General features: G+C 49.3%; 14 protein-coding genes. 12 read left to right on the top strand and 2 right to left on the bottom strand.

The features are described 5' to 3' along the window. Window position 1: 1 nt before the first annotated feature. The 4 genes from DW039_RS18340 (at window position 2) to DW039_RS18325 (ending at window position 4,399) form a co-directional block, all read left to right on the top strand. A complete protein-coding gene (locus DW039_RS18340; RefSeq protein WP_120382206.1) occupies window positions 2–850 on the top strand; it encodes a DUF4348 domain-containing protein in 849 nt (282 codons plus the stop codon). A gap of 17 nt (window positions 851–867) precedes the next feature. Next, window positions 868–1,854: a UDP-N-acetylmuramate dehydrogenase gene (gene murB, locus DW039_RS18335; protein WP_120382205.1), complete on the top strand. Its 987-nt coding sequence runs from the start codon at window positions 868–870 to the stop codon at window positions 1,852–1,854. Between the two features lie 70 nt (window positions 1,855–1,924). Further along, on the top strand, window positions 1,925–2,692 hold the full coding sequence (locus tag DW039_RS18330; protein WP_005832365.1) for an MBL fold metallo-hydrolase: 768 nt from the start codon (window positions 1,925–1,927) through the stop codon (window positions 2,690–2,692). Window positions 2,693–2,764: 72 nt separating this feature from the next. Continuing rightward, complete coding sequence (locus tag DW039_RS18325; RefSeq protein ID WP_120382204.1) at window positions 2,765–4,399, top strand: DUF3352 domain-containing protein; 1,635 nt, start codon at window positions 2,765–2,767, stop codon at window positions 4,397–4,399. A 167-nt stretch (window positions 4,400–4,566) separates the two neighbouring features. On the opposite strand, the gene DW039_RS18320 is transcribed toward DW039_RS18325, so the two are convergent. Next, window positions 4,567–4,935 (bottom strand): DUF3127 domain-containing protein, encoded by a 369-nt coding sequence (locus tag DW039_RS18320; RefSeq protein WP_005831391.1) that lies wholly within the window; start codon window positions 4,933–4,935, stop codon window positions 4,567–4,569. Between the two features lie 187 nt (window positions 4,936–5,122). Between DW039_RS18320 and dnaN the strand changes: the two genes are divergently transcribed. The 7 genes from dnaN (at window position 5,123) to DW039_RS18285 (ending at window position 13,160) form a co-directional block, all read left to right on the top strand. Then, window positions 5,123–6,247 carry a DNA polymerase III subunit beta gene (gene dnaN, locus DW039_RS18315; protein ID WP_005831387.1) on the top strand — a complete coding sequence of 375 codons (1,125 nt, stop codon included), beginning with the start codon at window positions 5,123–5,125 and terminating at the stop codon, window positions 6,245–6,247. Between the two features lie 138 nt (window positions 6,248–6,385). Beyond that, window positions 6,386–7,156, top strand: a complete 771-nt coding sequence (locus DW039_RS18310; RefSeq protein WP_005831385.1) for a 3'-5' exonuclease — start codon at window positions 6,386–6,388, stop codon at window positions 7,154–7,156. Beyond that, window positions 7,157–8,386, top strand: a complete 1,230-nt coding sequence (coaBC, locus tag DW039_RS18305; RefSeq protein WP_061412197.1) for a bifunctional phosphopantothenoylcysteine decarboxylase/phosphopantothenate--cysteine ligase CoaBC — start codon at window positions 7,157–7,159, stop codon at window positions 8,384–8,386. It begins immediately after the preceding gene. 26 nt (window positions 8,387–8,412) lie between these two features. Further along, entirely contained in the window at window positions 8,413–10,083 is a 1,671-nt protein-coding gene (gene recN, locus DW039_RS18300; protein WP_120382203.1) for a DNA repair protein RecN, read from the top strand. A 28-nt stretch (window positions 10,084–10,111) separates the two neighbouring features. Continuing rightward, a complete protein-coding gene (gene rlmB / locus DW039_RS18295) occupies window positions 10,112–10,852 on the top strand; it encodes a 23S rRNA (guanosine(2251)-2'-O)-methyltransferase RlmB (protein ID WP_005831382.1) in 741 nt (246 codons plus the stop codon). A 3-nt stretch (window positions 10,853–10,855) separates the two neighbouring features. After that, window positions 10,856–12,559 carry a serine protease gene (locus tag DW039_RS18290; RefSeq protein ID WP_120382202.1) on the top strand — a complete coding sequence of 568 codons (1,704 nt, stop codon included), beginning with the start codon at window positions 10,856–10,858 and terminating at the stop codon, window positions 12,557–12,559. A 226-nt stretch (window positions 12,560–12,785) separates the two neighbouring features. After that, window positions 12,786–13,160, top strand: a complete 375-nt coding sequence (locus DW039_RS18285; RefSeq protein WP_005831379.1) for a RidA family protein — start codon at window positions 12,786–12,788, stop codon at window positions 13,158–13,160. On the opposite strand, the gene DW039_RS18280 is transcribed toward DW039_RS18285, so the two are convergent. Continuing rightward, on the bottom strand, window positions 13,128–14,381 hold the full coding sequence (locus DW039_RS18280) for a folylpolyglutamate synthase/dihydrofolate synthase family protein (protein WP_016274347.1): 1,254 nt from the start codon (window positions 14,379–14,381) through the stop codon (window positions 13,128–13,130). The two genes, DW039_RS18285 and DW039_RS18280, sit on opposite strands and share 33 nt — an antisense overlap. A 168-nt stretch (window positions 14,382–14,549) precedes the next feature. Here DW039_RS18280 and DW039_RS18275 point away from each other — a divergent pair, with 168 nt between their 5' ends. Next, on the top strand, window positions 14,550–15,875 hold the full coding sequence (locus DW039_RS18275) for a PhoH family protein (protein WP_005831374.1): 1,326 nt from the start codon (window positions 14,550–14,552) through the stop codon (window positions 15,873–15,875). Window positions 15,876–16,023: the final 148 nt, after the last annotated feature.

The raw sequence follows: 16,023 nt of genomic DNA, 5'->3' as shown, positions 1-16,023 counted from the left end.
AATGAAAAAACTTTTATTGGGATTTTTGTTGTTCACCTTTTTGATTTCGTGCGGAAACAAAAAGGCGAAAATGGATCCCTTTGCTACCATTACGGAAATGGTGGATTCGGCCGGTCACAAGGCCGATACGCTGCTGGAAGCAGAAGTGAAGGAAGAACCGAAGCCGATGGAGGCAGACGAGCTGTTTGATGATTTTATCTTCAATTATGCTTCGGATGATGCCCTGCAAAGGCAGAGGACGGTATTTCCTTTGCCCTATTATGACCGTGACACTCCGCTGAAGATAGAGGCGGACTTCTGGAAGCACGATTATCTGTTTACCAAGCAGAACTATTACACCTTGCTTTTTGATAAGGAAGAGGATATGGACATGGTGGGCGATACTACGCTGACATCGGTACAAGTGGAGTGGATTTTCTTGAAAACGCGTATGATGAAGCGTTATTATTTTGAGAAGAAGCGGGGAATGTGGATGCTCGAAGCCATCAACCTGCGCGAGATGGAGAAAGGCGAAAATGAGGACTTCGTGGAATTCTATACCCGTTTTGTGACGGACAGTGTCTATCAGAGCAAGCATATCAGCCATCCGCTACAATTCATCACCATAGACCCTGACGACGAGTTCTCTATCCTGGAAACCACTTTGGATGTGGACCAGTGGTATGCCTTCCGTCCGGTAATGCCTGCCGACAGACTGTCTAATATCAATTACGGACAGAAGAATGAGGACTTGTCGGACACCAAAATACTGAAGGTAAATGGCATAGGCAACGGATACTCCAATATCTTCTATTTCCGCAAACGCAGTAAGGGATGGGAGCTGTACAAATATGAAGACACGAGCATTTAAAATAAAGGAGGAAAGGTTTGAGGAAGATACCCAATACATTTGGAATTGACGTTACTGCTGCAAGATTTCTGGAATACGGTTCGGAGGATGAACTGCGGGAGCTGATTGCGGCAGGACAGGTCGTTGCGCCCTGGCTGCATATCGGTGGAGGGAGCAACCTGCTCTTTATCAAGGATTATGAAGGCACGGTGCTGCATTCACGTATCGGTGGCCTGGAGGTGACGTCAGAGGATGAGGAGCACGTGTGGGTGCGTGTGGGTGCTGGTGTGGTATGGGACGATTTTGTGGCTTGGTGTGTGAAACGACATTGGTATGGTGCCGAGAACCTTTCGCTGATACCGGGTGAGGTCGGGGCAAGTGCAGTACAGAATATCGGTGCTTATGGTGTGGAAGTAAAGGACCTGATAACATCCGTGGAAACCATAAATATGGCAAGGGAGAAGCGTATCTACGGGGTGGATGAATGCGGCTACTCCTACAGAAAGAGCTTGTTTAAGCAACCGGAGATGAAGGCCGTGATTGTGACTTACGTGAACTTCTGCTTGAGTAAACGGGAACATTATACATTGGATTACGGTACTATCCGGCAGGAGCTGGAGAAATATCCGGTGCTGAATCTGGAAATTTTGCGCCGCGTGATTATAGACATCCGTCAAAGCAAGTTGCCCGACCCGAAGGTGCTGGGCAATGCGGGTAGTTTTTTTATGAACCCCATCGTGCCGCGTCGGCAGTTCGAGTCTTTGCAACGGGAATATCCGGACATGCCCCACTATGATGTGGATGCCGGTCGGGTAAAGATACCGGCTGCCTGGATGATAGACCGGTGTGGCTGGAAAGGCAAGGCGCTGGGGCCTGCTGCGGTGCACGGCCGGCAGGCGTTGGTGCTGGTGAACTCGGGTGGTGCCACGGGAGCGGATATTGTCGCTCTTTCGGATGCCGTGCGGGCTTCTGTCCGCGAGAAATTCGGCATTGATATTCACCCGGAAGTTTGTTTGATAAAATAGTAAGAGAGTTTTGACACACCCAAACATTGTTGTATATAACCTGATTTTAGAAATTTATTTGATTTAGTCAATGGGAAAACTCAGAATATTAGGAAGTGGAACTTCGACCGGTGTGCCTGAGATAGGCTGTACTTGTCCGGTCTGCACTTCCACTGACCCGCGGGACAACCGCTTGCGTGCGTCATCCCTGCTGCATACGGATGATGCGGTGATATTGATAGATTGTGGTCCTGACTTCAGGGAACAGATGCTGCGTGCTTCTTCTTTTGAGAAGATAGACGGCGTACTGGTGACACACGAACACTATGACCATGTGGGTGGTCTGGATGATTTGCGCCCGTTCGGTCGTTTTGCCGATATCCCTATCTATTCCGATGCCTACACTGCTGCCCATCTGCGGGCAAGGATGCCTTACTGCTTTGTCGATAAGGTATATCCGGGAGTTCCGCGTATCTATCTGCAGGAAGTGGAGGCGGGGCAGGTGTTCCACATCAACCGGACGGAAGTGCTGCCTTTACGGGTGATGCACGGCAGGCTTCCCATCCTGGGCTACCGCATTGGCGGCCGGCTGGGATATATCACGGATATGCACATGATGCCTGAGGAATCTTATGAACAATTGAAGGGCTTGGACGTTTTGGTAATGAATGCTTTACGGCCAAAGCCGCATCCTACGCACCAGAGTATTTCGGAGGCGTTGGAGGCTGCCGGACGTATTGGTGCCAAAGAGACCTATTTCATCCATATGAGCCATCATGCAGGGCTTCATGCCGATATCGAAAAGCAGCTGCCACCCCATGTACACTTTGCCTACGATGGACTTGAAATAGATTTCTAAACTTTTTGAAACATTTGTTTCGTTTTATTAGTAGAAAATGCTATTTTTGCCAAAAGTTGATGAATAAATGCCATGAAACTCCGACTCCTCATACAGATAGCTGTCGTTGTGTCCATAGTGCTGCTATGTACCGGTTTTGGTGTGTATTCTTTCCTGCGGTTGAATTCGGTGGAGAACCGGCAGGATTTCAATCTTTATACTTTGGTGCCGCAAGATGCCACAGCCATACTCGAAACCGACCGTATGGCAGACCTCGTGGAGGATATCAATGAACTGAATTGCAGCAAAGACAATCATTTTCTATACGTATCGGAGCTTTTTGTTTACTTGAAGAAGTATTTGTATACTTTGGTGGAGGATACTCCGCATGGACTGAGTAAACAGATGAACAAGATGCTGATTAGCTTTCACGAGCCGGATACACCGATGAACCAAGTATTGTATTGCAGTTTGGGTTCGGGTGATTATGAGTTGGTGGAATCTTTTGTGGAGAAGTACTGCTCCAGTTCGTTTCCTTCCAAGTATTTCGATTACAAGGGAGAGGAGATACGTATCTATCCCATGGCAGACGGTCGTTTCCTGGCTGCCTACTTCACTCCCGATTTTCTGGTTGTAAGTTTCCAGAAGCGTTTGATAGAACATGTGATTGATGCGCGGCGCAGCAAAAAGTCCCTGATGAACCTCCCTTCTTTCCGCACTATGTACGCGGGCAAGCAGAGTAACGTGGCTGCCACGGTCTATGTGCGTATGAAAGGAGTGGATATGGGGAAGCCTACGGATGGTATCCGTTCGCAGACGCAGCTGGGCAGTTGGGCGGAGTTTGACATGAAGTTCAATGAAGATGCCATTTATTGCTCCGGCATCAGCCATGGGGCGGATTCCACACAGACGTTTATCAATGCCTTGCGGGTGCAGCAGCCGGTAGAGGACGGATTTTCCGGGGCTCTGCTTCCGTCTTCCACTTTCTTTTACGATCGCTGGGCAATGTCTGACAGAAATTCCTGGTTTGGCTTTACTGCCAGTCAGGAGTATGCCAAGGCCACCTATTCAGACTATATCAAGCAGCGCGACGAGGAGTGGATTGCTTACTTGAATGAGCATGCGGGCGAGAGCGTGATGTCTTGCTTGTTCCAGTCTAAAGACACGTTGGACAAGCTGCCTTGCGCCGTGATGTGTATCCCTCTCAAGGATGAACTGGCAGCGGAACGCCGCTTGCAGTCTCTGCTTTACAGTACCCCCAAGGAAGAGGACGCTCCGCTTATGCCGAAGGTGGTTTCAAATAATTCGTTGTATCCCAAAGCAAGGAAGTTCCCTAAATATGTGTTGCCCCGTAACACGCTGCTCACCCAGCTGACGGGCATCACGGAGTCTGCCCTTTATACCTTTGCCTGTTTCTATCGGGGTAGTCTGTTGCTGGCTCCCGATGCACTGAGCCTTTCGGCCTATATTGAGGCGGTGGAGAGTGGAGATGTGTTAGACGGAACACCGGTGTACGAAGAGGGTATAGGCAGTCTTTCACCCATATATAATTTTGTGATGATGGTGGATATGGAGATGATGCTGAGCCAGCCTGAAACGTATGTGCGTCTGATACCGAACTTCTTCTTCCGTCAATCCAACTTCTTCCGTCATTTCATGCTTGCAGTACAATTCACTTGTACAGAAGGGGTGGTTTATCCGAATATCGTATTGCTTTATAAAGGGTGATTAATCGGTCATTCTGTAGAGTGCTGAGGGAAAATAAGCACGAGGAAAGTCAAAATACACACTCACCACAGATTGCACAGATTAAAACAGCTAAAAAATCTTGATTATCAAAATTCTAGAATGAACTGTGTTAATCTGTGCAATCTGTGGTGAATTATAACATATTCTTAGAACGGCAGGTCATCCTTTGCATCCCCTGCGAGGAATTCCGGTGCGGCAGTGGGAGCCGGCGGTGGAACGGGAGCGCCCGGAGCGGGTGCGGCAGTGCTTACGCGTTCTACCTTCCATGCGCGAATACTGTTGAACCAACGGTCTTGCCATTGGCGTGCGTCTACATCAAAAGATACTGTCAGCTCTTCGCCCATCTGAATATTGAACTGTTCGATTTTGTCCGCTCCAAATACGTCAAAACACATTTTGCGCGGATATTGGCCATGGTCTTCAATCACATATTCTTGTGATTTCCATTCGTTACCTGACTTGGAAACTCCGCCTCTGGGCTGGAGTATAGCGATGATTTTTCCTGTAAATTCCATTGTTTTCTTTTTAAATGATGCGGCGAAGTTACAATTTTTTAGGAATATGAGACGAATATTCGGCTGTTTTTTCTTGCTATTTCTTTGTCGTAGGGAATTCTTTTTTTAACTTTGTCCGTCAGTTTGAAAAAGATAAAAACGGTTTCTAAGACGTTAGCAAAATAAAAAACTTAAATATACAGAAGATATGAAATTTATCGTTTCGAGTACTGCGCTCTCCAGTCATTTGCAGGCTATCAGCCGTGTGATTAATTCGAAGAATGCGTTGCCTATTTTGGATTGTTTCCTCTTTGAACTGCAAGACGGAACCTTGTCTGCAACTGTTTCCGACAGTGAAACGACGATGGTCACTACGGTCGAAGTGAATGAAAGTGATATGGACGGCCGTTTTGCCGTCACAGCCAAAACCCTTTTGGACGCTTTGAAGGAAATTCCCGAACAACCGTTGACTTTTGAAATCAATACGGATTCCCTTGAAATCACGGTACAGTATCAGAACGGTAAATACAGCCTGATGGGGCAGAATGCGGACGAGTTCCCGCAGTCTGCCATGTTGGGTGACAATGCCGTACGTGTGGAAATGGATGCACAAGTGTTGCTGGGTGGTATCAACCGTGCCGTGTTTGCTACGGCTGATGACGAGCTTCGTCCCGTGATGAACGGTATCTATTTCGATATCACAACGGAGGACATCACGATGGTGGCATCAGACGGTCATAAGCTGGTGCGCTGCAAGACACTGGCTGCCAAAGGTAACGAACGTGCCGCCTTTATCCTGCCCAAGAAGCCGGCTTCGCTGATGAAGAATCTGCTGCCGAAAGAGCAAGGCATGGTGACTATCGAGTTCGACGAACGCAACGCTGTGTTCACATTGGAAAGCTACCGCATGGTGTGCCGTCTTATCGAAGGACGCTATCCCAACTACAACTCTGTGATTCCGCAGAACAACCCTTATAAAGTGACGGTAGACCGTCTGCAACTGCTCGGTGCTTTGCGCCGCGTGTCTATCTTCTCTTCGCAGGCAAGCAGCCTTATCAAGCTCCGTATGCAGGAGAATCTGATTGTCATCTCCGCACAGGACATCGACTTCTCTACATCGGCCGAAGAAACACTGGTTTGCCAATATGCGGGCAATCCGATGAGCATCGGTTTCAAGTCCACTTTCCTGATTGACATTCTGAATAACATTTCTGCCGATGAAATCGTTATCGAACTGGCAGATCCTTCACGTGCAGGTGTCATTATTCCGGTAGAGCAGGAAGAGAACGAAGACTTGCTGATGCTGCTGATGCCGATGATGCTGAATGACTGATGAATATTAGCAATCGGATTATGAGCTACGAGCTACAAGTGGCTGCGCAATTATGCCGCACGGTACTTGTAGCTCGTGGCTTGTAAGTTAAACTTATAATTTATAGCTCATAGCCAGAGCTTATAAAACGAAAAAACAATGAAATTGAATCTGAAAAATCCGATAGTCTTTTTTGATTTGGAGACTACGGGTACCAATATCAACTCAGACCGAATTGTCGAAATCTGTTACCTCAAGGTATATCCCAACGGGAATGAGGAGTCCAAAACCATGCGTATCAACCCCGAAATGCCCATTCCTGCCGAAGCATCTGCCGTTCATGGCATCTACGATGCCGATATAGCCGACTGCCCCACATTCAAGGAAGTGGCGCGCAACATTGCCAATGACATTGAAGGATGCGACTTGGCGGGCTTCAACTCCAACCGTTTTGATATCCCCGTCCTGGCGGAAGAGTTCCTTCGTGCCGGTGTGGACATTGACATGAGCCGCCGCAAGTTTGTGGACGTGCAGGTCATTTTCCACAAGATGGAGCAACGCACGCTGTCTGCTGCCTATAAATTCTATTGCGGCAAGAATTTGGAAGACGCCCATACGGCAGAGGCTGATACACGTGCCACCTACGAAGTGCTGATGTCGCAGTTGGACCGCTATCCGGAGTTGCAGAATGACGTGGCTTTCCTTGCCGACTATTCCAGCTTCAACAAGAATGTGGACTTTGCCGGTCGTATGGTCTACGATGACAAAGGTGTGGAAGTATTCAACTTCGGCAAGTACAAGGGCATGTCGGTATCCGATGTCCTGAAGCGCGATCCCGGCTATTACAGCTGGATTCTGAACAGTGATTTTACCCTGAATACCAAAGCCACGCTGACCAAGATACGTCTGCGTGAAATGACTCAGAAATAAATGGCAAATATACTGAAAGGGAAGAAAATAGTATTGGGCATTACGGGCAGCATTGCCGCCTATAAAGCATGCTATATTATTCGCGGACTGATTAAGCGTGGTGCAGAGGTGCAGGTGGTCATTACGCCTGCCGGAAAAGAATTTATTACCCCTATCACGCTCTCTGCCCTGACCAGCAAACCGGTTATCAGTGAGTTCTTTGCCCAACGCGATGGCACCTGGAACAGCCATGTGGACCTCGGTCTGTGGGCAGATGCCATGCTGATAGCCCCGGCTACGGCTTCCACCATCGGCAAGATGGCGAATGGCGTGGCAGACAATATGCTGATTACCACCTATCTTTCCGCCAAAGCTCCGGTGTTTGTGGCGCCTGCCATGGACCTGGACATGTATGCCCATCCTTCCACCCAAAAGAATCTGGATACACTCCGCTCTTATGGAAACCACATCATAGAACCTGCTACGGGAGAACTCGCCAGCCATCTGGTGGGGAAAGGCCGTATGGAGGAGCCGGAGAATATCATCCGCCACCTGGAAATGTACTTTGCTGCCAAAGAGGGCGACCTGGTGGGCAAGACAGTGATGATAACCGCAGGACCTACTTATGAGAAGATAGACCCGGTGCGCTTCATCGGCAACTATTCTTCCGGCAAGATGGGACTTGCCCTGGCAGATGAATGTACCGCCAGAGGGGCCAAGGTGATACTGATTGCCGGTCCGGTGCAGCAAGGCACTTACTTCCCGATGCACCAGTACCATGCGGTAGAGTCGGCGCAGGAGATGTTCGAGGCTGCATCCGCCGCCTTTGTCCATGCCGATGCCGCCATCTTGACGGCTGCCGTGGCAGACTACACCCCCGAACAAGTGGCGGATGAGAAAATCAAGCGTGAAAAGACCGGGGAGATGAGTTTGAACTTGAAACCTACCCGCGACATAGCCGCTTTCTTAGGCAATCTGAAGAACGATACAGAGCACCAACGGCGCCTCCTCGTAGGCTTTGCCCTTGAGACTCATAACGAGCAGATGAATGCGGAAGACAAGCTCAACCGCAAGAATCTGGACTTCATCGTGCTGAACTCCCTGAACGACAAGGGAGCCGGTTTTCGTTGCGATACCAATAAAATCAGTATCATAGACCACCAGGGAAAGACGGACTACCCCTTGAAGTCCAAAGCCGAAGTGGCTGCCGACATCGTAGACCGTCTGGTGAAAGATTTAAATAGTAAATAGTAAATCGTCAAATCGTCAATATCCTTATGTTGCGTTCGCTTTACATACAGAATTATGCGCTTATTGAAAAGCTCGATATCAGCTTCAACAGCGGTTTCTCGGTGATAACGGGTGAGACCGGTGCTGGAAAATCCATTATTCTGGGTGCCATCGGTCTGCTGCTGGGACAGCGTGCCGATGTGAAAGCCATTCGTGTAGGAGCTTCGAAGTGCATTATCGAGGCCCGTTTTGATATTTCCGCTTACGGTATGCAGCCTTTCTTTGAGGAGAATGAGTTGGAGTACGAGGAAGAATGCATCCTGCGCCGCGAGGTGTCCGCTTCGGGCAAGAGCCGGGCATTCATCAATGACACGCCTGCTTCATTGGCTCAGATGAAGGAGCTGGGAGAACAGCTGATTGACGTGCATTCCCAGCATCAGAACCTATTGCTGAACAAGGAAGGATTTCAGTTGAATGTACTGGACATCTTGTCGCATAACGAAGAGGCCTTGTCTGCTTACCAGCATATCTTCGGAGCATGGAAGCAGGCACAGCAGGATTTGGAGGCCCTTGTTGCCCGTGCCAATCAGGATAAGTCGGACGAAGACTATATCCGTTTCCAACTGGAACAGTTGGAAGAGGCACACTTGTCTGCCGGTGAGCAGGAGGAGCTGGAGCAAGAGGCAGATACGCTGAGTCATGCGGAAGAGATAAAGGCCGGACTCTATCGGGTAGGGCAGACGCTCTACTCGGACGAAGGAGGCTTGTTGTCCGGGCTGAAGGAATGCCTGAATACGATGCTCGGCCTGCAGAGGGTTTATCCGGTTGCCGGGGAACTTGCCGAACGAATGGAAAGCACTTATATCGAGTTGAAGGATATTTCGCAGGAAGTGTCGGGTAAGGAGGATGAAATAGAGTTCAACCCCGAACGTCTGGATGAAGTGAACGAACGTCTGAACTTGATTTATACGCTCCAACAGAAGCACCGCGTTTCCACTGTCGGTGAACTTCTGGCGCTGACGGATGAATACGCCGCCAAACTCTCCGCCATCACTTCGTCCGACGAGCACATCGAGGAACTGAAAGCGCGTTGCGACGCTTTATATAATAAGGTGAAAAAGCAGGCTGCCGTCCTCACCAAGGCGCGTACTGCCGCTGCCCGTGAAGTGGAGAAGCAGATGGCTGCGCGGCTGGTTCCGTTGGGCATGCCCAATGTCCGTTTCCAGGTAGAGATAGGTGCCCGCAAAGAGCCGGGCATACACGGGGCGGATACTGTGAACTTCTTGTTTTCCGCGAATAAGAACGGGGCATTGCAAAGCGTCTCCTCCGTAGCTTCGGGTGGTGAAATAGCCCGCGTCATGCTCTCCATTAAAGCAATGATAGCCGGTGCCGTCAAGCTTCCTACCATTGTATTCGACGAAATAGATACCGGAGTCTCCGGCGAGATAGCCGACCGCATGGCGGATATCATGCAGGAGATGGGCGAGCAGGACCGCCAGGTAATCAGTATCACCCATCTGCCCCAGATTGCTGCCCGCGGACGCGCCCATTATAAGGTGTACAAGCAGGACAACGAGACAGAAACAAACAGTCACATCCGTCGTCTGACCGACGATGAACGTGTGGAAGAAATAGCCCATATGCTGAGTGGTGCTAAGCTGACCGAAGCCGCACTGAACAATGCCAGAGCATTGCTGGAAGTATCAAATAGTAAATAGTAAATCGTCAAATAGTAAATACCCATATATGGTTGATAACAGTGAAATGATTTTCGGCGTTCGTGCCGTGATAGAAGCCATTCAGGCAGGAAAAGAGATAGACAAGATATTGGTAAAGAAGGACATTCAGAGTGATTTGTCAAAAGAGCTGTTCGCTGTCTTGAAAGGGACTTTGATACCGGTACAGCGCGTTCCGGTGGAACGCATCAACCGCGTGACGCGGAAGAATCACCAGGGAGTAATTGCCTTCATCTCTTCAGTCACTTACCAGAAGACGGAGGACTTGGTACCTTTCCTTTTCGAGCAGGGCAAGAATCCTCTGTTTGTGATGCTCGACGGCATCACGGATGTCCGCAATTTCGGTGCCATTGCCCGTACTTGCGAGTGTGCGGCGGTAGATGCCGTGATTATCCCTGCACGGAACAGTGTATCTGTCAACGCAGATGCCATGAAAACCTCGGCAGGAGCCTTGCACACTTTGCCCGTTTGCCGCGAACACAGCCTGAAAGAGACCCTGCAATTCCTCAAGAATAGTGGTTTCCATATCGTGGCAGCCACGGAGAAAGGCGATTACGACTATACCAAAGCCGACTATACCGGTCCGATGTGCATCATTATGGGTGCCGAAGACAAGGGGGTGTCCTATGACAACCTGGCGTTGTGTGACGAGTGGGTGAAGATTCCCATGTTGGGAACCATTGAGTCCCTCAATGTTTCCGTTGCAGCCGGCATTTTGATTTATGAAGCGGTAAAACAAAGAACCAACTAAGATATGAAAAAGAAATTGCTGTTGATGCTCACTCTCTGTTTATTGGCTCAGTGGAGTGTGGCACAAGCCCCGAAGTGGGTAGACAAAGCCAAACGTGCCGTTTTTTCGGTGGTGACCTACGACCAGAACGATAAGATACTGAATACTGGAAACGGCTTTTTTGTCACTGAAGATGGCGTTGCGCTTTCTGACTACACCTTGTTCAAAGGTGCCCGGCGCGCCGTTGTGATGAGCTCGGACGGGGCACAGATGCCGGTGGAGGCCATTATGGGGGCCGATGACATGTACGATGTTGTCAAGTTCCGTGTCGGCATCCCCGGAAAGAAAGTCACGGCACTCACTTTGGCTGCTGTGGCTCCGGCCGTCGGTGCGGATGTATATCTGCTGCCTTATTCCACCCAGAAGGACCGTTCCTTCACTGCCGGGAAAGTAAAGGAAGCTGATAAGATTTCCGGTAACTATTCCTATTATACACTTGATATGCGTTTGAAGGACAAGATGGTGAGTTGTCCGCTGATGACTGTGGACGGGCAGGTCTTCGGCCTTGCGCAGAAGTCCTCCGGACAAGACACGGCTACCATCTGCTATGCCATTGATGCCAATTTCGCCATGTCGCAGAATATCTCCGCATTGTCTTATGGAGATATGTCATTGAAGGGCATCGGTATCAAGAAGGCATTGCCCGATACCGAAGAGCAGGCTTTGGTGTTCCTCTACATGGCTTCTTCCCAACTGTCTCCGGAGAAGTATATGGAGACTCTGAACGATTTCATTGCACAATATCCTGCCAGTGCCGACGGTTATCTGCGCCGCGCTTCCCAGCATCTGTTCATGTCCCGTGAAGATGCTTCCATGGATAAGGTCGCCGCAGATATGGATAAGGCTTTGGAGGTTGCGGCAAAGAAAGATGATGTGTATTACAACCGGGCCAAGATAATCTATAATTATGCATTGGGCAAGCCCGAGAAAGTTTATAAGGACTGGTCGCTCGACAAGGCTCTGGACGAGGTACGGAAAGCGATAGCCATTGACGAGCTTCCGGTTTATGTCCAGTTGGAGGGTGACATCCTGTTTGCCAAGCAGGACTATCCGTCGGCATTTACCAGCTATGATAAAGTGAATAAGACCATTCTGGCCTCTCCGGCTACCTTCTTCAGTGCTGCCAAGACCAAGGAACTGATGCAGGCACCTGCCGAAGAGGTACTGGCTCTGATGGACAGTTGTGTGGCCCGCTTTACCCAGCCCTATACGGAGGAAGCCGCCCCTTACTTGCTGGAGCGTGCCCAAGCCCGTATGAATGCAGACCAGGCGCGTAATGCCATGCTGGATTATGACGCCTATTACAATGCCGTGAACGGTAAAGTGAACGACATGTTCTACTATTACCGTGAGCAGGCTGCCTTGAAGGCCAAGCAGTACCAGCGTGCGCTGGACGATATGGCGAAGGCCATCGAACTGAATCCGGAAGATTTGACCTACCGTGCCGAACTGGCAGTGGTGAATCTTCGCGTGGGACGTTACGAGGAGGCGTTGAATGTGCTGAAGGCTGCTCTGGAGAAAGACCCTAAATATGCCGAAGCCTACCGTCTGATGGGTATCGCCCAGCTGCAGATGAAGAAGGACAAGGAAGCTTGTGCCAGCTTTGCCAAGGCAAAGGAATTGGGTGACCCCAATGTGGATGCTTTGATTGAGAAGCATTGCAAGTAAAGGGATGGGATAGAATAAAGGCTCTGCTTTCGCAAGCAGAGCCTCTGTTTTGGGGAACTCCCCCGTGTTAAATGAGTTAAGTCTAGGTATAACAGGTTATGAGTGAAATTACGTTGTTTTATTTATAAAATGCGTGGATTTCCGGAATACTGCATATACTTCGGATTTTTTTATTTCAAAAAAGGAAAATAGACTCGATTATTAATAAAAACAAACTTTGACAATCATGAAGAAAGTGATTTGCAGCCAGAAGGCACCGGGCGCCATAGGCCCTTATAGCCAGGCTATCGAAGCCGGCGGAATGGTATTTGTATCAGGTCAGTTGCCTATTGACGCAGCTACCGGAGTGATGGCTGAAGGTGCGGAAGCGCAAGCTCGCCAGTCCTTGGAGAATATAAAGCATATCCTGGAAGAGGCAGGGCTGGGTATGGCGAATATTGTGAAGACAACTGTTTTCCTGGCAGACATGTCCTTGTTCGCTGATATGAACAAGGTATATGCCACTTATTTTGACGGTGCTTTCCCGGCACGTTCGGCTGTGGCAGTGAAGGCGCTGCCCAAAGATGCCTTAGTAGAGATTGAGTGCATCGCGGTTCGCTAACAAGTCGGCCACAATGAAACTGCTGCCTCCCACGAAGATGAAATCTTCCGGGAGGCTTTTTTCTTGTGCGGCCTGCACGGCGGCAGGTACATCAGGATAGCAATGTCCTTCCAGCCCTGCTGCTTCGGCAAGCTCCTGTAGTTCGCTTTCGGGCAATGCTCGCTTCACGCTGGCTTTGGTGAAGTAGTAGGTCGCTTCCCGGGGCAGCAGGGCCAGTACCCCCCGTATATCCTTGTCATTCACCATGCCTATGATGATGTGTAGCTGGCGGTAAGCCTGTTGTTTCAGTTGTTCTGTAATGTAGGTGATGCCTCCCACATTGTGGCCGGTGTCACAAATCAGGGTGGGCGAGTCCTGCAGTTTTTGCCAGCGTCCCATCAAGCCCGTCAGTTCCACCACACGGGCAAAGCCACTGCGCACTGCTTGTCCGTCCAGCCGGTAGCCGGCTTCTTTCAGTAGCGGGAGGGCGGTGAGGATGGTCCGGGCATTTTTCTGCTGGTAGAGCCCTTTCAGTTCGTATTCTATTCCGGGATAGTCTTCACGGTCATTCTCCTCGGCAAAGTAGATGGGAGCACCCGTTGTCTGTGCTTTTTCCAGAAATACCGGTTTCGTTTCGGGAGTGGTCTCGCCGATTACAACGGGGATACCGCTTTTAATGATTCCTGCCTTCTCTCCTGCGATTTTTGCCAAGGTGTCCCCCAGGAATTGGGTATGGTCAAAACTGATGTTGGTGATGATGCATACATCCGGACGGATGATATTGGTACAGTCCAGGCGTCCGCCTAGTCCCACCTCGATTACGGCTACATCCACCTTTTCATCGGCAAAGTAGCGGAAGGCCATGGCGGTGGTCAGCTCAAAGAAAGAGGGATGGAGGGGTTCGAAGAAGCCACGTTCCTGCTCTACAAAACGGATGACGTATTCCTCGGGTATAGGCTGTCCGTTAATCCGGATGCGCTCCCGGAAATCCACCAGATGGGGCGAGGTATAGAGCCCGACCCTGTATCCTGCCTCTTGCAGTATGGCGGCAAGCGTATGCGAGCAGGAACCCTTTCCATTGGTACCGGCCACATGAATGCTGCGGAAACTGCGGTGGGGATGTTCGAAGTGTGCGTCCAGGGTCAGAGTGTTTTCCAATCCTTCCTTGTATGCTGAGCCGCCCACTTGCTGAAACATGGGCACACTGTTATATAAGTAAGTTAAAGTGTCCTGATAATCCATCTTTTATAATATTTAACGGAGAAGCAATCCTTTCTCCCTATTAATTTGTTATCTTTAAAAGCGACAAAGATAATGCAGACCGAACGCAATCAAGCTTGCTTGAAATTGCTTGCAGTGTAGCTTATCTTAAGCTTATGCAAAGGTATTAACAATTTAAATCTAACGTGTATGGGAGCTAAGAAAAATTTTGTGATTGATACGAATGTGATTCTTCACGATTATAACTGTTTGAAGAATTTTCAAGAGAATGACATTTATCTTCCCATCGTAGTCCTTGAAGAACTGGACAAATTCAAGAAAGGTAATGAGCAGATTAATTTCAATGCGCGTGAGTTCGTCCGTGAGCTTGATTTGATTACCGATGATAATCTGTTCACCAAAGGGGCGCCATTGGGAGAGGGCTTAGGCCGTCTGTTTGTGGTGGCAGGCATGGTGGACTCTCCCCGAGTACGTGATTCCTTTCCCGAACGCATCCCCGACCATCAGATTCTGTCGGTAGTGGACTGGCTTTCCACCAAAAAGCCTAAAATGAAAACCATCCTTGTCACGAAAGACGTGAATCTGCGCATGAAGGCGCGTTCCATCGGTCTGCTGTGCGAAGACTACATCAATGATAAGGTAATCAATGTGGATATATTCGAAAAGTCGAATGAAGTGTTCGAGGGTATTGACCCTGCGCTGATAGATCGCATTTATTCTTCCAAAGAAGGACTGGACATCAACGAGTTCGATTTTAAGGACATCATTCGTCCCAACGAATGTTTTGTGCTGAAGAGTGACCGCAGCAGTGTGCTTGCGCGTTATAATCCCTTTGCCCATTCGATTTGCCGGGTCCACAAGACAAAGAATTATGGCATTGAGCCGCGCAATGCCGAGCAGAGCTTTGCTTTTGAGGTGCTGAACGACCCGAACATCAAGTTGGTTGCCCTGACCGGCAAGGCGGGAACCGGCAAGACCCTGCTGGCATTGGCCGCCGCATTGGGAAAACTTACCGACTACAAGCAGATTCTCCTGGCACGTCCCATCGTGGCCCTATCCAATAAAGACCTTGGATTCCTTCCCGGTGATGCCAATGAGAAAGTGGCTCCTTACATGCAGCCTTTGTTCGATAATTTGAATGTAATCAAGCATCAGTTCGCTGCCAATTCCTCTGAAGTGAAACGCTTGGAGGATATGCAAAAAAGTGAACAATTGGTCATCGAGGCATTAGCCTTTATCCGCGGGCGCAGTTTGAGCGAGACCTACTGTATTATTGATGAAGCCCAAAACCTGACTCCGCATGAGATTAAGACCATCATCACCCGTGCCGGTGAAGGCACAAAAATGGTGTTTACCGGTGATATTCAGCAGATAGACCAACCCTATCTGGACAGTCAGTCCAATGGGCTTGTTTATATGATAGACCGCATGAGAGACCAGAATTTGTTTGCCCATGTCAATCTGGTGAAAGGGGAGCGCAGCCAGTTGAGCGAGTTGGCAAGTAATCTGATGTAGCGGATACCGCATTTTCCGGGGCAAAACTATTTCTATCCCGCTTTCTGACTGTTAAAACGGGGGAGGTGGGATGGTTTCTTTATAGACGATAAATAATTGTTATAACATTTTTTTATCGATTTATTGTCTGTTTTGACTAAAATAGTGT

It is taken from the genome of Bacteroides sp. AF39-16AC, from assembly GCF_003602735.1.
Lineage (GTDB): Bacteria > Bacteroidota > Bacteroidia > Bacteroidales > Bacteroidaceae > Bacteroides > Bacteroides uniformis.
Note: the sequence above shows the minus strand (reverse complement) of the source record. Positions and strands in the feature narration are given on the sequence as shown.